This is a genomic window from Streptomyces sp. RKAG337 (genome assembly GCF_023701715.1).
GTDB lineage: Bacteria > Actinomycetota > Actinomycetes > Streptomycetales > Streptomycetaceae > Actinacidiphila.
The window spans coordinates 3973684-3994321 of sequence record NZ_JAJOZA010000001.1 but is presented as its reverse complement, the minus strand read 5'-3'; the positions used below and the strand labels follow the sequence as shown (position 1 = coordinate 3994321).

The following is a 20638-nucleotide window of genomic DNA, read 5'->3' as shown; positions in this document are numbered from 1 at the left end:
GGTCGCACCAGATGGTCTTGCCGGTTGGCGTACGCGCCCATCCCCAATCTTCGGCGAGGGCGGCGATGAGGGCGAGTCCCCGACCCAACTCCCCTTCTGCGCAGACATGTTGGAGCACTTGCAGCGCAGAGCTCGTGTCGTGCATTTCTAGGCGCAGGTAACCGTCGCGGGCTTCCATCTCGACAGTGGCCGCCTTGCCGTCTCCTACGTGCTTGATGACATTGGCCGCGAGCTGGGTCACCGTGAGCCCGGCTTGCTCCGCGAGGTCAGGCAGCTCCCCATACGGCGAGTTGGAGGGCGATCACGCGGCGGAGGCCGGCGACTCCCCTCGGCTTTGCTTCGAAGAGGAGTACGCAGCGATGTGGGGAACCGTTATTACGGCAGTAGTGCATGGGAGCCGCCCTTCCGCTGTTGGTCAGCGCGTTGAGCCGGCGGACGCATCGACCCAGGGCGTTCGTCTCGTCACGCTGAGTATGGCATCGACTGGCCGCTATGTAACTTCTCATGAAGAAGCCCCTCTGACGAGTCTGCTGCGGGGTCATGATTGAGTTCCGCTCAGAGATCAGACGGGGAGAGGGCGCGCACGAGCACCGGGCCGACCACACGACGACGCCAACTCGGCGCGACTCTGAGCTCGTTGCGGGATCGTAAAGGCCTCACGCTGGAAGAGGCTGGGAGGCTCGTCGGGGTCTCAAAGGCGACAGTGAGTCGCTACGAGACCAAAGAGGGACCGGTCAAGTGGCTGGTCATCGAAGCTCTTTGCCGTGAATACGGCGCGACCGATGCCGAGCGACCAGCGATGGTCGGGCTGGCGAAGGACGCGAAGCTCCAAGGCTGGTGGCACTCGATCTCAGACGTGGTGCCGGAGTGGATGAACCTCCTGCTCACGCTGGAAGAAGAGGCCGTCAGCGAGGACCACTACGCGAGCGTGTATGTGCCAGGGTTGCTCCAGACCCGTCGCTATGCCGAAGCCGTGCATCACGCCTCCGAGATACGGCTGGAGCACGAAGTCCTCGACCGCCTGGTCGACATCCGCATGAAGCGGCAGGAGATCTTGACTCGGACCGCGCCCCTGCATATCTGGGCGGTCCTGGACGAGGCGGTCATCCTCCGGGTCGTCGGTGACCGTGAGGTGATGGCGGAGCAACTCGATCATCTGGTCCACTGCGTTGAGTCCCCCAACATCACCTTGCAGATTCTGCCGTTCAGCTCGGGGGCTCATGCGGCGGCTGTCGGGAGCGTCGCGCTCTTGCGCGGGGCTGATCCCACTCTCGATGTCGTATACATCGACATCCTCACGGGCGCCCTGTTCCAGGAGAAACCGCAAGAGCTTGAGCGGTATAGGTTGGCGATCGACTATCTCCGCGCCCAGGCGCTGGACATCTCCGCCTCGGTCGCGTTGATCAAGAAGATGCGCAAGGAGATTTGATGTCCTCACAGCACACCCCCACTTGATGACCAGCCCACCGCTAGGCACTGGTTCAAGTCTTCGTACAGCGGTGGCGCGGGTGCGGAATGTTTGGAAGTGGCGACGCTTGGCGGGGGGCACCGCCGCCGTGCGGGACTCCAAGGATCCCGGCGGGCCGGTACTTCGCTTCTCGGCCGATGCCTGGGCGCAGTTCATACACTCGGTGCGCGAGGGCGTCGTGGCGTAGGAACACGTGGCTGAGCATGGGAACCCCCGTTCGTTGGGTAGCCGACGGTGTGCGGAGGAAGAACGGGGTTCGGTGGTGGCGGAGACGGGCGCGACGGCGGCAAGGGTGCGGAGGCCGCGGCGGAGGCGGCCGGGGTGGGTGGAGTGGCCGTTGTTGGTTGGGGTGGCGTTGGTGTTGGCGCTGGGGATCAAGACGTTCTTCGTGCAGGCGTTCTCGATTCCCTCGGGGTCGATGCAGAACACGCTGCAGGAGGGCGACCGGGTGTTGGTGGACAAGCTGACGCCGTGGTTCGGGGCCGAGCCCGAGCGGGGGGAGGTCGTGGTGTTTCACGACCCGGGCGACTGGCTGAAGGACCAGCCGGTGAAGCATCAGAATGCCGTGGAGCGGCAGACGCAGCGGGTGTTGAGCTTCATCGGGCTGATGCCGTCCGCCGATGAGAAGGATCTGATCAAGCGGGTGATCGCGGTGGGTGGCGACACCGTGGAGTGCAACGCCGGCGGGCCGGTGAAGGTGAACGGGGTGGCGTTGGACGAGCCGTACATCTTTCCCGGGGCGACGCCGTGCGGGGACGATCCCGTGGGAACGGTGAAGGTGCCGCGGGGGATGTTGTGGGTCATGGGGGACCATCGCAACGGCTCGCAGGACTCGCGGTATCACCAGCGGCAGCGCGCCGGTGATGGTTTTGTGCCGGTCAAGAATGTGGTGGGGCGGGCCTTCGTGGTCGCCTGGCCGATGAACCGCTGGGCGACGCTGCCGGTGCCGGACACCTTCAAGGGGCCGGGAGCCCTCGCGGCCGTCGCTACCGCGCCGCTGGCGTTCTGGGTGCGGCGGCGGCGCTCGGCCGAGGCGCGCGGCCGTGCGGACTCCGCCGCGTAGTCGGCCGTGCAGTCAGTCGTGTAGATCGCCAGTAGGGGTATGCGGCCCCGGTGTTTGCGGCAGCTGCGGCTACTACGATGCAACTTCACGCCACACGAGGCGCGAGCGTGCAAGTGGAGGATGGGGGCGGTCGGTCGTGGGCTGGTACGTGTGGGCCATTGCGTGGGTCGTCCTGTCGGGCGGTGGCTGGTGGGGCAATCGGTTCCGGCATGCCATGCGTACCCGGCATGAGCGGAAGGTCGAGCTGATCTCCGCGGAGGGCGAGAAGCAGCGGGCGCTGCAGGCGGCGAACCGTCCGCCGGAGGCGATCTGCGGCTGCACGCACCATCTGGCCAAGCACGACAAGCAGGGCAAGTGCCACGAAGTGGTGCAGACGCCGACCGCGTGGGACGCCGAGAAGAAGCCCGTCTCGTACGAGGCCCGGCCGTGCAACTGCCAGCAGTACATCGGCCCGCGGCCGCTGGAGACGCTCTACGCGGAGGACATCGTCGACCTGTCGTAGGCCCGAGAGCTCGTCGGACGGTCGGACATGCCGACGGCCCTGGCGCGGGGGGTCACCAGGGCCGTCAGGGTTTGCCGTTGGACTGTTGGGCGGTTGGACTGCTCAGCGGTTGGCTGGGCCCTTCGGTCAGACGTCCATGCCGCGGGCGCGCAGCCACGGCATCGGGTCGATCGGGTCGCCCGCTCCCGGGCGGACCTCGATGTGGAGGTGCGGCCCGGTGACGTTGCCGGTGGCTCCGACCCGGCCGATGGTCTCGCCCGTGGTGACCTTGCCCGAGGTCTGCACCATGGAGGACAGGTGGCAGTACCAGATCTCGGTGCCGTCATCGAGGGTCAGGATGATGCGGTAGCCGTACGAACCCGCCCAGGCGGCCGAGGTGATGGTGCCGCTGTGGATCGCGGACACCGGCGTACCGGTGGGGGCCGCGAAGTCCTGGCCGGTGTGGGTGTTGGCCCACAGGGAGCTGGACTCCCCGAAGCTCGCGGTGAGCGTGTACGAGGCGACCGGCTTGGTGTACGAGGCCGCGAGCGCGGCGAGGCGGTCGGCCTCGGCCTTCGCGGCGGCGACCTCCGCGGCCTTCTTCTTGGCGGCGACCTCCGCCTTCGCCGCGGCGGCCGTGTCCCGCACCTTCTGCGCGGCGGCCTCCTTGGCGGCCGTTGCCGCCGCTTGGCCGGCGGCCGCGTCGCGCACCGCCTGGTCCGCGGCGTCACGCTGCTGGGCGACGTGCTCGAGAATGCGGGTGCGGAGCGCCTCGCCGGCGTCCGCCGACCATGAGGTCGTGGTGGCGCCGTGCTCGGCGGTGGACGCCGCGGCCACCGGGGCGTGGTCCCCGCCCACGAGGGAACTGATCCCCGGCATCTCGGACAGCTTCGGAAGGTCCGGCGCGTCCGGCAGCTCGGACAGGTCCGGGAGCGAGATCGGCACCGGCGACTTGTCGGCGGCCGCCGCCATTCCGCCCGCGCCCATCGCGGCCACGGCCGCGACGCTCAAAACGGTCGAACCACGGGCTATGGAACGCGGCTTGGGGAGCCGGTGCTTGTTGCCCCGATCCGGGGCGACGGACTCCGCGGTGGGGTTCCATTCGTCCCATTCCCCGGCTTCCGGAGCCTCGGGTGAAGGGGCGTAGGCAGACTGGTTCGACGCCACGGGTGGCGCTCTCCTTTCCTTCCTTCTCGCCTACCGGGTTAGCTGACGGGTTCGGAGCAGGAAGGTCTCCTACGGGCCAAAGCGCAGCCCGATTCACCCCAATTAGTGGGTCCCCGGTTCCCGCGGACGGGATTCGGCAAGCGCACGGTGCCGCCTCTACGGCGGCAGTGACGACCGCGCTGCGTTATCGAACGGTAATTGAGCCGGGGGTCTTTTCCAAGCCGAAAGGAGGAGTTGGCGGAGGTGACTAATGGGATGGATGGGATGCAATCGGGCGAAGAGGGGTGATCGGAGTGATACGACGGTGATGTGAGCGTGAGTCAGTTGTTATGCGGAGTGGGGTGGACCCACTACGGAACGTGATGCGTGACGAAACCCCGGCCGGATGATTCCGGCCGGGGTCTCGTCACGTCAGATCGTCACGCCAGTGCGTCACTCAGATCGTCGCGCCGCCCGCGTCAGCCCTGCCGGCGCCGGCGGCGGAGGCCGGCGAAGGCCATGGCCGCACCGGCGGCGACCAGGGCGGCCGCGCCGACGGCGAGGGTGCCGTTGCTGCCGTTGGCACCGGTGTGAGCGAGCGAGGACTTGGTGTTGGTGATGGGCGCGTCCGTGGTGGCCGGGGCCGCCGCGGCGGGGCTGCTCGTGGTCGAGGACGGCGACGGGGTCGGGGTCGGGATGGCCGACGGGGTGCCGGTCGGAGTGGTGACCGGGGCCGTGGGGAGAACGGTGATCTTCTCGTCGGTCTCGGCGATGATGCTGGTGTTGCCGCTGCTCAGCCCTGTCTGGGCGTTCAGCTCGAGGACCTTGGCCGCCTTGGGGGCTTTGTCCGCGGGCAGCGTGAACTTGAGCTTGTAGTGGTACGTCCCCTCGGCGAAGCCGGTGGGGATGTCGGGCAGCAGCCACGTGTTGACGTGGTCCGGAGCCGCGACCTCGACCCAGCGGCCTTCTAGCCACACGAACAGGTCCAGCGCCGGGTCGCCGCCGGCGCCGAACGCGGTGAGCTGGGTGCGCAGAGGCTTGCTGAAGTGACCGCCCGCCTCGTTGACGACATCGAGCGAGAACACCGCCGGCTTCGCGGCCGACACCTTGGTGGCGCCGCCGAAGTGATCCTTGATCGTGCCGATCCTGATCGAGGGGCTGGCCTGGAAGGAGATCGACGGGATCGAGTGCGAGGGATTGTCCTCGTAGTTGCCGGTGTCGAAGGTCAGGGTGAGATTTCCGTCGTTGGCGGGGAAGTTGGTGTTGAGCCCGACGGTGATCTTCCAGGTGTAGGTGGTGTTGGCCGGGATCGAGAAGGGGGCGGACTTCGTGCCGTGCGGGTGGAGGTGCACCACCATCGCCATGTCCTGGCGCCCCACCTCGATGTCGGTGGCCGGCGCCGAGACCGGCACGACCGCGAGCTTCACCTCGGAGCCGTCGAGCGGGCTCGGGCCGCTCGGGACGCCGAAGACGTTCGCGTTGAACTCGACCGCCTTGCCGTTGTTGTTCGTCGCACTGACCGTGTAGGACTCGGTCGCCCCTCCCCGGGCGAGCGGGCCGGCCGGCGACGGGGTGCCGAACGCGATGTGGAGCGGCTTGGCGGCCGGGGCGTCGGCGTACGCCGCGGCCGGCATGAGCGCCGTGCCGCAGACGGCGGCGGCCACGGTGACGGCGGCGGCGAGACGTGGACGGCGCGACAGGGTGCGAGCAGACATGGTGATCCCCCCAGGGAACAGGAACGTGAAGGGTGGAGCTGGATTTTGCGCCCCGCGCGGCTTCCCGTTCAGCGTTCCTGTTCGGTCCCTGCGGCTTGCGACAGGGAAATCGTCACACGCGGCCGATCCCCGGATCATGCGGGAAGCGTCACCTCCGTGTAACGGTGAAAGCCGTGGTCCCGGAGGTGTTGGTACGGTGCTTCGGCGCACTCTTCACCGGTCTGGACCACTGCCAATTCGCCTGGCCCTTGGCAGCGTTCACGCGCGGGGCCCACGATGGTCACGTCCCACCCGATGGTCACCCTCCACCCGATGGTCACGCCCCACCCGATGGTCATGCACCCGGCCCACCATGACGTCCCAGGGAGCCTCCATGGACCGCACGCCCGGCAACGCCGCCACGCCCGCCGCACCCGGCGACCCTTCGACCTCCCGTCGCACCCTGCTGCGCGGCGGCCTCGCGATCGGCGCCGTGGCGGCGGCCGGCCTCGTCGGCTCGATGCGCGCGGACGCCGCGACGGTCGACTACCCGTCGGCCGTCTGGTCCCCCGCGAGCACGGGCAACTACACGGCGTCGAACCGGGTCACGAGCTATCCGGTCAACCTCGTGGTCATCCACGTCACGCAGGAGACCTACGCCAACACCATCCGGGTCTTCCAGGACCCGGCGCACCAGGCGAGCGCGCACTACGTCGTCAAGTCGTCGGACGGATCGATCGGGCAGTGCGTGCGCGAGCACGACATCGCCTGGCACGCGGGCAACTGGGACTACAACACGCGCAGCATCGGCATCGAGCACGAGGGGTGGGTGGACCAGCCGGCGTACTTCACGACCGCGATGTACCACTCCTCCGCCGCGCTCACCGCCGCGATCTGCGACAAGTACGGCATCCCCAAGGACCGCAACCACATCATCGGCCACGTCCAGGTCCCCGGTACGGACCACACCGACCCCGGGCCCAACTGGGACTGGGTGCGGTACATCCGGCTCGTCAACGGAGTCTGACGCCCCGGCGGACACCGCGGCACGCACCGGATTCACCAATCGGCGCCGCGCCCTAAACTCCGTCCAGAACTCCCCAGGGCCCCGCTGTTACGAAATCAGAACACAGCGGAGACAAATCCTGGACAGTAACTTATCCCTGAATTCCCGGCGCCTCCCGGTGCGCGCATTTATGCATCCCGGCGCCCCCGACCTCGGGATATTGCTTTAACGTTTCCGCTGATTACTATTCGCTCACACGTACGTCAACCAGCGGAAACCCGTCCCGTGCCCGACGGAAACCCATCCCCCACCCGGTTCGCTCCCGCCCCACCCGCTGCTCCGAGAGCCGAGAACCCGCTTTCGGAAATGAACAATGCTGTGCCTTTTTCACCGCCTTCCCGATTCCCCTCCACAAACCCTGCCCTTTGCTCCACGATGTGACACGGGCGACCTCAAGACGGGGAGATCTGACGGTCGCACCTATCCCACTGCAACCCAGTTCATTGGAATAGGGAGGGCCGGGGGCGCCTGAGAGGGCTGCCCCGGCGTGCCCTCCCGGGGGAGGAATCCATGGGTCGAACGACCCGCCTTGCCACCGCGTGTACCGCCGCGGCGATGCTCACCCTCACCTGGCCCGCAGCCGGCATGAGTTCCGCGGCCGCGACCGCCGCGGCCGTCACGCCCAGGATCGATCTGCGGGTGCTCGTCGTCGACGACGGCGGGCCGGCCACGCAGGCCATCGCCGCCGAACTCGACAGCGCGGGCACGCCGTACACCACGCTCGATCTGAACAACGCCGCACGGCCGCAGATCACCGCGGCCTATCTGAGCGACACGGTCAGCGGACGGCCGCGCGCCAAGTTCCAGGCCGTCGTGCTGCCGAACGACAACCCGTTCGGCGCCGGATCCGCCGAGATGGCGGCGCTGGCCGCGTACGAGACGGCCTTCGGCATCCCGCAGGTCGACGCGTACACCTACGCCCGGCCCGAGGTCGGGCTGAACTACGCGCAGGACCCCGGCTACATCGGCTCGCTGGACGGTGCCACCGCCGCGGTGACGGCCACCGCCGGGCCCTTCGGCTACCTCAAGGGGAACGTGCCCTTCGAGGACAACTCACCGACGGTCGGCGAGAGTTACGGCTTCCTCGCCACGCCCCTCGCGACCCAGGCCGCCGGAGCCACGTTCACCAGCTACGTGGACGCGCCGATCCAGGGAAGCACCGCCCGCGGTTCGCTCGTCGGGCAGTACAGCCACGACGGCCGCCGCGAACTGGTCGTGACGTTCGTCTACAACCAGTACCAGCAGCAGTTCAGGCTGCTCGCCCGCGGCATGGTGGAGTGGATGACCCAGGGCATCCACCTCGGCGCCGACCGGAACTACTTCGCCCTGCACATGGACGACGTACTCCTCGGCGACGACCGCTGGAACCCCACGCTCAACTGCACCCCGGGCGACGTGGACTGCGCGGTCGGCACCGACCAGTCGGATCCGGACCCCATCCGGATGACGCCCGCGGACGCCACCTACCTCAAGCAGTGGTCGGCGGCGAACGGCTTCACACCGGACCTGATGTACAACGGCGGCGGCAGCGAGGACTACAAGGCGGAGCACGGCGGGACGGACCCGCTCGCGACGCAGCTCATCGCCGACAAGAACGCCTACCGCTGGGTCAACCACACCTACACCCACCCGTACCTCGGCTGCGTCCAGGACGTCTCCGTGGTGCCGTGGAAGTGCTCGACGACCGCCACCGGCGCGGTGGTGTGGACCTCCAAGGCGGACATCACCGCGCAGATCAAGAACAACACGACCTGGGCCACGCAGCACGGCCTCACCGTGAACAAGCAGGAGCTGCTCACCGGTGAGCACTCCGGCCTGAAGATCCTGCCGCAGCAGCCGCTCGACAACCCGAACCTCGCCACGTCGCTGACCGCGACCGGCGTGACGGTGCTGGGCAGCGACAACTCGCGCGACCCGCAGCAGCGCAAGGTCGGGCCGGCACTGACGGTGCCGCGCTTCCCGATGAACGTCTTCTACAACGCGGGCAAGGCGAGCGAAGAGGTCGACGAGTACAACTGGATCTACACCAGGGCGGCCGACGGCGGCAGCGGCATCTGCGAGGGCTCCGCCACGTCCACCTGCCTGGACACGCCGCTGGACACGGCGACGGGCTACGCCTCGTACATCGTGCCGCTGGAGGCGCGGACGGACCTCGGGCACGTGCTGTCCAACAACCCGCGGCCGCACTACGTGCACCAGTCGAACTTCGCGGAGGACCGGATCGCCTATCCGGTCATGGAGAAGATCCTCGGCGACTACAAGAACCTGTACGCCGCCAGCACGCCCATCGTGAACCTCCGGATGGCCGACATCTCCGCCGAGCTGTCCCAGCGTGCCGCCTGGGACACGGCCGTCAAGGCCAACAAGGTCACCGCCTACCGGATCGGTGACACGGTCACCGTCACCGCGCCGAGCGGCGTGCAGTCGACCGCGAGCATGCCCGTCGGCACCCGCCAGGCACAGCTCGTCGGCACCACCGCCTTCGGCGGCGCCTACGCGGGACAGCTGTCCGGCTGGGTGGCACCGGGTGCGCTGCAGACCTCGGTGACGCTCAAGCTCACCGCAGCCGCCACACCCGCCGTCGTCACCGCGACGCCGGCCAAGGCCGCGCAGAGCGCCCAGGCCGCCAAGGCGAAGGCCCCGGCGCAGGCACTGCCCGTGCCGACGGGTGCGACCGAGCCGGTTCCGTACGGCCCCGGTGACACCGGCAAGCAGAAGCAGCACCGAAAGAACGCCAGGGCAGCACGGCGCTAGCGCCTGCTCGGCGACGGCTTCGCACCGCAGCTGAGCAGCACGCGCAGCAGGGGCAACACGCGCAGCACGACCGAGCAGCACCCGTTCCACCCGCACGACCCAGCACGACCGAACAACCACGTTGAAAGGCGCTGGAGCCGCCGGCACACAGCCGGCGCTCCGGCGCCCTCCAGTGCCGCGAAGGACCGAACCGTACGCGGCGCATTCACCGACGGACCCGTGGGGGGACCGATTCGCCATGCAGACCCAGGTGACCTTGCTGACCGAGGGCACATATCCACACAGCCACGGCGGCGTGAGCGTGTGGTGCGACCAACTCGTCCGGGGAATACCGGACTTCGACTTCCGTCTGATAGCCGTGACCGGCACCGGGCGGGAGTCCCTCGCCTGGGATCTTCCGGGCAACGTACGGGACTTCACCGAGATACCGCTGTGGGGCGAGCCGCCGACGGGCCGCGCACCGCGCGGCCGCCAGGCGCAGCTGTTCCGGGCCGGCTACGAACGCTTCCTGCTGGCCCTGCTCGATCCGGCCGCGGAAGCGGAGTTCGCTCCCCAGCTGTACGCGCTGGCGGCGCTGGCCCGCGCGGGATCGCTCTCCGCGGCGCTCCGCTCCGAGGACGCCCTGCGCATCCTCACCGATGTCTGGAACCGGCCGCATGTCGCCGCCGCGGCGGCCAGGCCCACCCTGCACGATGCGCTCACCGCCACTGACCTGCTGGAACACGCGCTGCGCCCGCTCTCCGCGGAACCCCTGCCGGGAAGCATCACGCACGCCGTCAGCGGCGGCCTCGCGACCCTTCCGGGGCTGCTGGCGCACCACGAGCACGGCACGCCGTTCCTGCTCACCGAGCACGGTGTCTATCTGCGCGAGCGGTATCTCGGCTACCGGACCGGCCCCTACGGCTGGCCCGTCAAGGCCCTCATGCTCGGCTTCTACCGGCTGCTCACCGAGGAGTCGTACCGCCGCGCCGCGCTCGTCACCCCCGGCAGCCGCTACAACCGGCGCTGGGAGGAACGCGGCGGGACCGCGCCCGACCGGATCCGCACCGTGTACAACGGCGTCGACCCCGGCGCCTTCCCGATGGCCGGGCCGGAACCCGCGGTGCCCACCCTCAGCTGGGCCGGGCGCGTCGACCCGATCAAGGACCTGGAGACGCTGATCCGCGCCTTCGCCCTCGTACGGGCCGAGCTGCCGCAGGCGCTGCTCAGGCTCTTCGGCGGGACGCCGAGGGGCGGCGAGGGGTACCGCGACCGATGCATCGCGCTGGCGGCCGAGTTGGGTGTCGGGGACGGGGTGACGTTCGAGGGGCGCGTCGAGGACATCCGCGACGCGTACGCGGCCGGGAACGTCGTGATGCTCTCCAGCATCAGCGAGGGCTTCCCGTTCACCCTCATCGAAGCGATGTCCTGCGCGCGCGCCACCGTCTCCACGGATGTCGGGGGCGTACGGGAGGCGGTCGGCGAGGCGGGTCTCGTGGTCCCGCCCCGCGACCCCGCCGCGATGGCGAAGGCCGCGCTCGCGCTGCTGCGCGACCCGGCGACCCGGGCGTCCATGGGATGGGACGCGCGGCTCCGGGTGATCGACCAGTTCACGCTGCGCCAGACGATCGAGACGTTCCGCGGCATCTACAGCGAACTGTCCGCCCGGCAGCCGTGGCTCGTCCTCACCCCCGTCGGGGTGGAGTGGCAGTCCCGCAGCCCGCACGGCCACCACGGTCCGGCCGTCGTCGACGACACCACCGTCACGGAGGTCGCCCAGTGAGCGGCCCGCTGCGGCTCGTGCCGCACGACGGGGGCGCCCTGCCGACGGTGCCGCGGCAGCGCCGCCGGCCCGCCTGGGCCGAGGACCCGCTGGAGGAACTGGCCGAGCGCCTCGACGAGGTGTGCGCGGCCGCGGTGCACGCGGACGAGATCGCCGCCGTCCTGGAGTCCGAGGGGCTCACGCACGAGCTCATCGTGCACCGGTACGGGCGGTCCGATCTGTTCGCGCTGGCCGAGGAGTTGCACGCCAGGGGCGCGGGCAAGCGCCGCTACCCCGCACCGGAGCCGGGCCCCGATCCCTGGGGGATCAACCCCTGGCGGTGTCTGCTGCGGGGCATCGTCTTCGGGCTGCCGGGGCTGGCGTACGTCCTGGGCGGGACCCTGCTCACGGGTCCGCCGGACGCGTTCGGGCTGCCCGCCGGGACGGTGGCGCTGTCCGCCGCCGCGCTCGCCGGCTGGGCCTGGAACCAGGCCCTGGCGCACCGCGCCTATCTGCGGCTCGGCTCGGACGGGCGGCGGGCGACCGCCCGCTGTCTGCTGCGGGGCGCACCGGCGGGGGCGCTGCTCGCGTCGGCGTTCGCGATCGCCTTCGCGTCGCGGGGCAGTGAAGCCGCGTTCGCGGTGGGGCAGTCCAGCTATCTGGCGGCGGCGACGGCACTGCTGGTGCTGGGCAGGGAACGGGATCTGCTGCTCGCCCTCGCCCCGACGACGGTGGGTGCCGCGCTGCTCCTGGCGTGGGACCTGCCGCCCGCGGCGCGGGCCTGTCTGGTCATCGCCACCCCGGTGGCGGCGCTGCTGGTCGCCGGCCGGCAGGTCGTACGCGGACTGCGCACCCCGCCCGAGCTGGGCGCGCCCGCACCCCCGCCGCTCACCGCCTCCCTGCCCTACGGGCTGTACGGGCTGGCCAGCGCGGTGCTGGTCCTGGTGCTGGCCCTGGGCGCGGGTGTCTCGGCGGTCGCGCTGACGCTGAGCATGGGCGCGGCCGAGTGGCTGCTGTACCGCTTCCGCGGCCGCGGTGTCGCCGCGCTGCGGCGCAGCGTCGACGCCGGAGGCTTCCGGACCCGGTCGGCCTCCGTCCTGCTGGGGTGCCTGGCCGGCTATCTGATCGTCCTCGCGGCGCTCGCGGCGGCTCTCACCGCGCTGTGGCCGGGGGCGCCGGCACCCGGCGCGCTGCGGCTGTGCGCGCTGCTGACGCTCGGCGCGGTGCTGTGGCTCTCGCTGCTGCTCCAGGCGTTCGGCGCCGCGTGGCCCGCCGCGCTGGTCTGCATGACGGCCGCCGTGATCGAAATCGCCTTCCTGTGCTGGGAGTTCGGTGACCATCCGGTCGTGCAGCTGGTCGCCTGCGCGAGCGCGGCGGCCGTACTGATCGCCATCGCCTGCTCCCTGCTCGGCCGCGCCACGTCGCACCGCTGAGCCGCCCCGACCCGAACCTGTCCCAAGTCCCCAACTCCTTTCGAGAAACCGGAGCATTCGACATGACATTGGTAGCCGTCACCGGCGCCGAAGGCTTCATCGGCTCACACCTGGTGGAGGCGCTGGTCGCCTCGGGCCACCGGGTGCGCGCCATGGCCCAGTACAACTCGTTCTCCTCCTTCGGCTGGCTGGAGACCCTGGACGCCGAGACGATGAGCCAGGTGGACGTGGTCCTGGGCGACGTCCGCGACCCGGGCTCCGTCCGGGAGCTGGTGGAGGGCGCCGAGGCCGTCTACCACCTGGCCGCGCTGATCGCGATCCCGTACTCGTACCGGGCACCGCACTCCTATGTGGACACCAACGTCACCGGCACCCTGAACGTGCTGGAGGCCGTCCGCCACCTGGAGATCCCGCGGCTGGTGCACACCTCCACCAGCGAGACGTACGGCACCGCGCAGACCGTACCGATCTCCGAGGACCACCCGATCAACACCCAGTCCCCGTACGCCGCTTCGAAGGCGGGCGGCGACCGGCTGGCGGACAGCTACTTCGCGAGCTTCGGCACCCCGGTGGTGACACTGCGGCCGTTCAACACCTTCGGACCGCGGCAGTCCATGCGAGCGGTGATCCCGACGGTGATCGGGCAGGTGGCCGCAGGGGAGCGGACCATCACGCTCGGCGACCTGCGGCCGACCCGCGACTTCAGCTACGTACGGGACACCGCGCGGGCGTTCCTCGCGGTGGGCACCGCGCCCGCCGGGAGCGTGGTCGGGCGGACCTTCAACGCGGGGACGGGCGGCGAGATCTCCGTCGGTGACCTGGTGCAGCTGATCGGCAAGCTCATGGAGACCGACCTCGACGTCATCGAGGACGAGCAGCGCATCCGGCCCGCCGGCTCCGAGGTGATGCGGCTGGTCTGCGACGCCACCCGGCTGCGGGACGCGACCGGCTGGGCGCCCGACCACAGCCTGGAACAGGGCCTGGAACACACCATCGCGTTCTTCCGCGACCCGGCGAACCTCGCCCGCTACAAGACCGCGCTCTACAACATCTGACTCCGGACTTCCCGGAACCGGATCCGGAACGACCGGAACCGACTCCGGGCTCCCGGACCCGACTCAGGAGATTCCCGGTCCCGGATCGAACCCCGGAACCGGACGCGACGTCTGGCCGCCAGGCCAGAGGGGGGACCAACCACATGCACGCAGTCATTCTGGCCGGAGGCAAGGGCGTCCGGCTGCTGCCCTACACCACCGCCCTGCCGAAACCGCTCGTCCCGATCGGCGACCAGCACGCGATCCTGGAGATCGTGATGCGGCAGCTGGCGAACGCCGGATTCACCACCTGCACCATCGCCATCGGCCACCTGGGCCACATCATCCGCGCCTACGTCGGCAACGGCTCGCAGTGGGGGATGCGCGTCGGCTACTCCACCGAGGACAGCCCGCTCGGCACGATGGGGCCGCTGCTCACCATGCTCGACCGGCTGCCCGAGAAGTTCCTCGTGATGAACGGCGACATCCTCACCGACCTGGACTTCGGCGACGTGCTGCGGCACCACGAGACCGCCGACAGCCCGCTGACCATCGCCACCTACGCCCGGAAGGTGAAGATCGACTTCGGGGTGCTGACCACGGACTCGGGCAACGTCGTGGCCTTCACGGAGAAGCCGAGCATCGACTACCGGGTCTCGATGGGCGTGTACGGCCTGTCCCGTTCCACGCTCCTCGACTACACACCCGGGCTGCCGCTCGGCTTCGACGAGGTGGTGCTCGACCTGCTCAACGCGAAGACCCCGCCGAGCGCCTACGAATTCGACGGCTACTGGCTCGACATCGGACGTCCGGACGACTATGACCGCGCCAACGCCGAGTTCACCACCCACCGCGGACTGCTGCTCAAGGGGGCGTGACCCGACGCCATGCGACGCATTCTCTGTCTGGGTTCCACCGGATTCCTCGGCGCCCACGTCGCCGGGCAGCTGCGCGCCCTCCCGGGCGTGCGGGTGCTCGGCGGCGGCCGGTCCACCCCGGTGTCCCCGCCCGCCCTGCCGTCCTCCCTCCCGTCCGCTTCCCCACCCGCCCTGGTCGACGGCCTGCCGATCGACCTCACCACCATCTCCGTCGACGCGCTCGAGGAGGCGCTGCGGGCGCTGGGTCCGCACGCCGTCGTCAACTGCGTCGGCTCGGTGGGCAACAGCCCGCTGCGGCTCGCCGAGGTGAACACCCGTGGCCCCGCCGTCCTCTGCGAGGCACTGCGGCGGGCCGCGCCCACCGCCCGTCTCGTCCACCTCGGTTCTGCCGGCGAGTACGGGGCCACGGCCCCCGGCCGGTCGATCGACGAATCCGCCCCGACCCGTCCGCCGGGGGCGTACGGGGCCACGAAACTGGCCGGCACGCTCATCGTCGCCCAATCCGCCCTGGACGCCACGGTGTTGCGGGTCTTCAACCCGATCGGCCCGGGGTCGCCGGCGGCGAGCCTGCCGGGCCGGCTCGTCGCCGAACTGCGCCGGGCGCTCCCGGACGGCGCGGAGGGCGTGATCCGCGTCGGCGACCTGTCCGCGTACCGCGACTACGTCGACGTACGGGACGTGGCGCGGGCCGCCGTGCTCGCCGCCATGGCTCCTGAGCCGCTGCCGCGGATCCTGAACATCGCGGGCGGCGGCGCCACCCCGGTGCGCGCCATCGCGGAGGGGCTGGTCGCCGCGTCCGGTTTCCGGGGCCGGGTCGAGGAGAGCGGTCCGGGGTCGCACCGCTCCGCCGCGGTGTCCTGGCAGCGCGCGGACATCTCCGCGGCGGCCGCGGCCCTGGGCTGGCGGCCGCACTTCACCCTCGCGCGGTCGCTCGCCGACCTGTGGAACGAGGGCGCACCGGCGGCCGTTCCGCCCAGGGCACCGGCCGGCGACCCGGGCGAGGTTCCGGCCGGCGTCCCGGCCGCGTCATGAGCGACGGGAAGCTGCTCGTCCCGCTCTACGTCCACCCGGCCGTCGACCCCGGCGCCTGGCGGACGCTGGTGGGGGCCGCCGACCTGCTCTACGGCGTCGTTCTCAACGTCGCCGACGGGCCGGGCACGGTCCGGGACCCCGCCTTCGCGGCGGTGGCCGAGGAGTTGCGGGCGGCGGGCGTGCGCGTCCTCGGATACGTGGACACCGCGTACGGCCGCCGCCCCACCCACGCGGTCGTCGCCGACCTGCGCCACCACCGCAAGTGGTACGGCACGGACGGCGTCTTCTTCGACCAGGCCGCGCCCGACGCCGGGCTGCTCAGCTACTACCGCTGGCTCGCGCGGACCGCGCGGGCCTGCGGTTCCCGGACGGTCGTCCTCAACCCGGGCGTGCACCCCGCGCCCGGGTACGCCGAGTTCGCCGATCTGCTGGTGACGTTCGAGGGCAGCTGGGCGACGTACCGCGCGGCGCCGGCCGTACCGGCCTGGACGGGCACGTATCCGGCGGAGCGCTTCTGCCATCTGGTGTACGACGTGCCCGCCAGGCTCTGCGGCCTCGCCTCCCGTACCGCCCGGCTGCGCGGCGCGGCCGTGCACTGCGCGGTCCCGGGAAGCGGCGCCAACCCCTGGCAGGGTGTGTCTCCGGACCTCACTTCTCCGGACGTCGCGTCCCCGGACCTGACATCCCCGGGCCTCACCGATGTCACCGGGATCCGGGGGCGACACCGGCACCAGCAGGAGGAGAACCGTTGATCCGCAGGTCTGCCACCGGCTCCCGGCCGCCGGCCTTCCGCCCCTCGTTCCTCCCTTCACTCCTCCTCCCGCTGCTGCTTCTGCTGCTCGCCGCCTGCGGCGCCGACCCTGATCCGGACCCCGCCCCTGACGACCACCACCCCTCCCCCATCCCCGCCCCGCCGTCCGACCGCTGGCGGCCGCACCCCGGCACCGCCTGGCAGTGGCAGCTCAGCGGCAAGGTCGACACGGGCGTCGACGTACCCGTCTACGACATCGACGGTTTCGAGAACGACGCCGCCACCGTCGCCCGGCTGCACGCCGACGGCCGCAAGGTCATCTGCTACGTCAACGCGGGCGCCTGGGAGGACTTCCGCTCCGACCGGGTGCGGTTCCCCGCCGTCCTCCTCGGGCTCGGCAACGGCTGGAGCGGCGAGCGGTGGCTGGACATCCGCCGCCTCGACCTGCTGCGCCCCTTGATGGCGGAACGTTTCGACATGTGCCGCGCCAAGGGCTTCGACGGCGTCGAGCCCGATCTCATGGACGCCTACACCAACCGGTCCGGCTTCCCGCTGACCGCTGCCGACCAGCTCGCCTACAACCGCATGCTCGCCGGGCTCGCCCACGAGCGCGGCATGGCGGTCGGCCTCAAGAACGATCTGGAGCAGATCCCGGAGCTGGTCGGCGACTTCGACTTCGCCGTCAACGAGGAGTGCGCGCAGAACGAGGAGTGCGACGAGCTGACCCCGTTCATCGAGGCGGACAAGGCGGTGTTCCACACCGAGTACTCCCTGGCGACGACGGAGTTCTGTCCGACCGCCCGGCGGCTCCGCCTCAGCTCGATGCTCAAGCACCTGAACCTCGACGCGTGGCGGCAGCCCTGCTAGGGCATGTCGTCCCCTACGGGACGATCCGGTACAGGACGAGTTTTGTTACCCTCGCAGCATGGCACCCACAGCGACTCCCGACCCCCACCGGCCCACCCCGCCGGTACGCCGCGTCCCGGACCTCACGTTCCAGCTGAAGCACATCGCGCATGTGCTCACCACCGAACTGACGGCGGCGCTCGCCGAAATCGACAGCTCGCCGCGTCTGCACTGCGTACTGGCCCACGCGCTGCCGGGCGAGCTGACCCAGGCGCAGGTGGCGGAGCTCGCGGACCTCGACAAGACCACGATGGTCGTGACGATGGACGAGCTGGAGAAGGCCGGGCTCGCGGAGCGCCGTCCTTCGAGCACGGACCGCCGGGCGCGGATCATCTCGGTCACCGAGGCCGGCGTCCAGCACATCACCGACGGCCTGGCGATCATCGACCGCATCCACAGCGAGGTGCTCGGCACGCTTCCCGAGGGCGAGCGGAAGGTGTTCGCCGCGGCCGTGCAGCGGCTGACCGAGGGCCGGCTGGCCACCCCCGTGGAATCACCGCGTCCGGTCCGCCGGGCCCGGGAGGCCCGGATCTAGGTCCGGATCCAGGTCCGAACCCAGGTCCGAACCCAGGTCCGAAAAATATCGTCTACTACAAAACCATCTGCTAGCGTCTCTCTTGTCGGCTTCGAACGCCCGAGCGGAGAGACGCCCTCATGTCACTGACGAGAACCACACCGCAGACCCGGACCGAGACCCGGACCCCGCCGCGTCCGGATCCGCGGACCCCGCCCCGCGACCGGTCCCGCTGGCTGGCGCTCGCGATCCTCTGCGCGGGGATGCTGATGGTCATCCTGGACGGCAGCATCGTGACCGTGGCGCTGCCCGCCATCCAGAGCGACCTCGGCTTCTCGCAGCCGGACCTCGCCTGGGTCGTCAACGCCTACCTGATCGCGTTCGGCGGTCTGCTGCTCCTGGCCGGACGGTTCGGCGACCTCATCGGCCGCAAGCGGATGTTCCTGGCGGGCATCACCCTCTTCACCGCCGCCTCACTGCTGTGCGGGGTGGCCGGCTCGCCGGAGCTGCTGATCGCCGGCCGGTTCGTCCAGGGTGTCGGCGGCGCGATGGCCTCGGCGGTGAGCCTCGGGATGATCGTGACGCTCTTCCCCGAGCCGCGGGAGCGGGCCAGGGCGATCGGCGCGTTCAGCTTCGTCGGTGCCGCCGGGGCCTCGATCGGCCTGGTGCTGGGCGGCGTTCTCACCCAGTCCGCGAGCTGGCACTGGATCTTCTTCATCAATCTGCCGATCGGCGTCGCCGCCGGGGTGCTGGCCGCCCGCACGCTCGTCACCGACCGCGGCCTCGGCCTGCGCTCCGGGGCCGACGCGACGGGCGCCGCGCTCGTCACCGCCGGTCTGATGCTCGGCGTCTACACGATCGTCCAGGCCGGTGAGAACGGCTGGGCCTCGGCCCGCACCCTCGGTCTCGGCGCCCTGGCGGCCGCCCTGCTCGCCGGGTTCGTCCTGCGCCAGGCGAAGGCCGCCGCCCCGCTGCTGCCACTGCGGGTGTTCCGCTCCCGCCAGGTGTCGGGGGCCAACGCGATCCAGGTCCTGATGATCGCCGCGCTGTTCGGCTTCCAGGTGCTCGTCGTCCTCTATATGCAGCACGTGCTGGGCTACGGCGCCGCGAGGAGCGGGCTGGCCATGCTCCCGTCCGCCGTCGTGATCGGGATCGTCTCGCTCGGCTTCTCCGCCCGCCTGACCGGCCGGCTCGGCGAACGCACGATGGTCGTCTCCGGCCTGGCGCTGCTGCTCGCGGGCCTTCTGCTGCTCAGCCGGGTCCCCGTACACGGGAGTTACCTCGTCGACCTGCTGCCGGTGATGCTGTCGCTCGCCGGCTTCGGGCTGGCCATTCCGGCCCTGACCGGGCTCGGCATGTCCGGCGCCACCGAGCGGGACGCCGGTGTCGCCTCCGGTCTGTTCAACACCACCCAGCAGATCGGCGGTGCGCTCGGCCTCGCGCTCCTCAACACCCTCGCCACCTCCCGCACCGCCCACCTGCTGAGCACCGGACGGTCCGCCCCCGCGGCACTGACCGGTGGCTACCATCTCGCCTTCACCGTCGGCGCCGGACTGATCGCGGTGGCCCTGGTCCTCGCCGCGACGACCCTCCCGGCCCGGCGCCGCCGGGCGTGAGGCGTAAGGCGGCTACGCGGCGACGGTGACCGCCCGGCGGGTCAGCAGGGCCTTCCTGCCGACCGGCCGGGTGCCGGCCGCGGCCTTGGTGCCGGTCGCGAAGACCATCACCTTCAGGACCACGAAGCGTCCGATGCCCGCCAGGCCGGACGCCGAGAGGTAGACGCTCTGCTCCAGCAGCGGACCGGGGTTCGGGTGGACCGCGTGCAGGGCGAGCAGGGCGCCGGTGGTGAACAGGTAGCAAATGGTGGCGGTGAGACCGGACTTCAGGTGGTCGGCCAGCCGGGCGTGTCCCGCCCGGAAGGTGAACCGGCCGTGCAGCTCGGTGGCGAGCAGGGTGGACACGACGGTCACCACCGCGTTCGCCAGCGCGATCGGCGCATGGCCGGAGACCAACAGCAGCGCCCCGCTGGACAGCAGCCCAACTCCCCCGCCGCAGACGACGAAGCGCACGAAGGCCGCCAACGGTCCGGTGGTGACCGGGGCTGGTACCGAGGTGGCGGCCATGTCGAACTCCTTGTCAGTGGCGGGTGTCACTGACTTTGCCGCACCGGGGCACCCCGACCCATCCGGCTCATGCCCCATTACGCCTGGGGGTTATCCCTACCCCGCCCCCTAGCGGCAGCCCTGACAATCTCCACCGCAGGATGCAGGGAGGGCGCTCCGCCGCAGGTCAGACGTTCCCGGGCAGCCGCTCGACCGCTTCCTTGGCTTCCTTCAGCCCGGCGCCCGTCAGCTCGCGGTAGGCCTTGATCGCCTGGATCTTCTTCCCCTGCCGCACCAGCTCGTTGATCTCCCGCAGATCGGGGGCGTCCACCTCCTCGATGCCGAGGTGACGCAGGATCAACTCCTGACGGCGCTCCATCAGCCGGATCCTCCGCTCGACCCGGTCGACCTTCCGCTCGAGCGCGGAAATCAACATGCCGGCGCCGACGAGCGCGAACAACACCACTATGTAGGTCACGCCACAAGACCCTACCGAAGTGGGCAAAGGCCCCACCGGAGCCCCCACCGGAGCCCCCGCCGGGAGTCCCCACCGAACCGGGACAGAGGCGCGCCCC

At 70.5% G+C, this 20638-nt stretch carries 18 protein-coding genes, 1 pseudogene and 1 riboswitch; of the genes and pseudogenes, 15 read left to right on the top strand and 4 right to left on the bottom strand.

Annotated features, from left to right (window positions below; translation table 11 throughout):
- Positions 1-544 precede the first annotated feature (544 nt).
- The 4 genes and pseudogenes from LNW73_RS17810 (at position 545) to LNW73_RS17795 (ending at position 3033) form a co-directional block, all read left to right on the top strand.
- On the top strand, positions 545-1429 hold the full coding sequence (locus tag LNW73_RS17810) for a helix-turn-helix domain-containing protein (RefSeq protein WP_250990572.1): 885 nt from the start codon (positions 545-547) through the stop codon (positions 1427-1429).
- Positions 1430-1525: 96 nt separating this feature from the next.
- A pseudogene (locus LNW73_RS17805) lies at positions 1526-1655 on the top strand (DUF397 domain-containing protein).
- Between the two features lie 33 nt (positions 1656-1688).
- Positions 1689-2531, top strand: coding sequence for a signal peptidase I (lepB, locus tag LNW73_RS17800; protein ID WP_285391231.1), 843 nt, complete (start codon positions 1689-1691; stop codon positions 2529-2531).
- A 214-nt stretch (positions 2532-2745) separates the two neighbouring features.
- Positions 2746-3033 carry a hypothetical protein gene (locus tag LNW73_RS17795; protein ID WP_232486134.1) on the top strand — a complete coding sequence of 96 codons (288 nt, stop codon included), beginning with the start codon at positions 2746-2748 and terminating at the stop codon, positions 3031-3033.
- Positions 3034-3159: 126 nt separating this feature from the next.
- On the opposite strand, the gene LNW73_RS17790 is transcribed toward LNW73_RS17795, so the two are convergent.
- The gene (locus LNW73_RS17790) at positions 3160-4179 is read right to left on the bottom strand and encodes a M23 family metallopeptidase (RefSeq protein WP_250976514.1); all 1020 of its coding nucleotides are present in this window, start codon (positions 4177-4179) and stop codon (positions 3160-3162) included.
- A 12-nt stretch (positions 4180-4191) separates the two neighbouring features.
- A riboswitch (cyclic di-AMP (ydaO/yuaA leader) is annotated at positions 4192-4328 on the bottom strand.
- Positions 4329-4637: 309 nt separating this feature from the next.
- Positions 4638-5873, bottom strand: a complete 1236-nt coding sequence (locus tag LNW73_RS17785) for a hypothetical protein (RefSeq protein WP_250990570.1) — start codon at positions 5871-5873, stop codon at positions 4638-4640.
- Between the two features lie 373 nt (positions 5874-6246).
- Here LNW73_RS17785 and LNW73_RS17780 point away from each other — a divergent pair, with 373 nt between their 5' ends.
- The 11 genes from LNW73_RS17780 to LNW73_RS17730 all read left to right on the top strand — a co-directional run bounded on the left by LNW73_RS17780 (position 6247) and on the right by LNW73_RS17730 (position 19577).
- Positions 6247-6879, top strand: a complete 633-nt coding sequence (locus LNW73_RS17780) for an N-acetylmuramoyl-L-alanine amidase (RefSeq protein ID WP_250976516.1) — start codon at positions 6247-6249, stop codon at positions 6877-6879.
- Positions 6880-7428: 549 nt separating this feature from the next.
- The gene (locus LNW73_RS17775; protein ID WP_250976517.1) at positions 7429-9672 is read left to right on the top strand and encodes a hypothetical protein; all 2244 of its coding nucleotides are present in this window, start codon (positions 7429-7431) and stop codon (positions 9670-9672) included.
- A 238-nt stretch (positions 9673-9910) separates the two neighbouring features.
- Positions 9911-11434, top strand: coding sequence for a DUF3492 domain-containing protein (locus LNW73_RS17770; RefSeq protein WP_250976518.1), 1524 nt, complete (start codon positions 9911-9913; stop codon positions 11432-11434).
- Positions 11431-12846, top strand: coding sequence for a hypothetical protein (locus LNW73_RS17765; RefSeq protein WP_250976519.1), 1416 nt, complete (start codon positions 11431-11433; stop codon positions 12844-12846). Before LNW73_RS17770 ends, LNW73_RS17765 begins: the two co-directional genes overlap by 4 nt.
- A 62-nt stretch (positions 12847-12908) precedes the next feature.
- Complete coding sequence (locus tag LNW73_RS17760) at positions 12909-13901, top strand: SDR family NAD(P)-dependent oxidoreductase (protein ID WP_250976520.1); 993 nt, start codon at positions 12909-12911, stop codon at positions 13899-13901.
- 143 nt (positions 13902-14044) lie between these two features.
- Entirely contained in the window at positions 14045-14758 is a 714-nt protein-coding gene (locus LNW73_RS17755; protein WP_138355802.1) for a nucleotidyltransferase family protein, read from the top strand.
- Between the two features lie 9 nt (positions 14759-14767).
- Entirely contained in the window at positions 14768-15790 is a 1023-nt protein-coding gene (locus LNW73_RS17750) for an NAD-dependent epimerase/dehydratase family protein (RefSeq protein WP_250990569.1), read from the top strand.
- A complete protein-coding gene (locus tag LNW73_RS17745; RefSeq protein WP_250976522.1) occupies positions 15787-16542 on the top strand; it encodes a spherulation-specific family 4 protein in 756 nt (251 codons plus the stop codon). The genes LNW73_RS17750 and LNW73_RS17745 overlap by 4 nt, the downstream gene beginning before the upstream one ends.
- Positions 16539-17408 (top strand): endo alpha-1,4 polygalactosaminidase, encoded by an 870-nt coding sequence (locus LNW73_RS17740; protein WP_285369639.1) that lies wholly within the window; start codon positions 16539-16541, stop codon positions 17406-17408. The genes LNW73_RS17745 and LNW73_RS17740 overlap by 4 nt, the downstream gene beginning before the upstream one ends.
- A 58-nt stretch (positions 17409-17466) precedes the next feature.
- Positions 17467-17982, top strand: a complete 516-nt coding sequence (locus LNW73_RS17735; protein ID WP_250976523.1) for a MarR family winged helix-turn-helix transcriptional regulator — start codon at positions 17467-17469, stop codon at positions 17980-17982.
- Positions 17983-18224: 242 nt separating this feature from the next.
- A complete protein-coding gene (locus LNW73_RS17730; protein ID WP_250992948.1) occupies positions 18225-19577 on the top strand; it encodes an MFS transporter in 1353 nt (450 codons plus the stop codon).
- A gap of 12 nt (positions 19578-19589) precedes the next feature.
- Here LNW73_RS17730 and LNW73_RS17725 read toward each other — a convergent pair whose 3' ends face one another.
- On the bottom strand, positions 19590-20084 hold the full coding sequence (locus tag LNW73_RS17725; protein ID WP_250976524.1) for a GtrA family protein: 495 nt from the start codon (positions 20082-20084) through the stop codon (positions 19590-19592).
- Positions 20085-20250: 166 nt separating this feature from the next.
- Positions 20251-20541, bottom strand: coding sequence for a ribosomal protein L7/L12 (locus tag LNW73_RS17720; protein WP_250976525.1), 291 nt, complete (start codon positions 20539-20541; stop codon positions 20251-20253).
- Positions 20542-20638 lie beyond the last annotated feature (97 nt).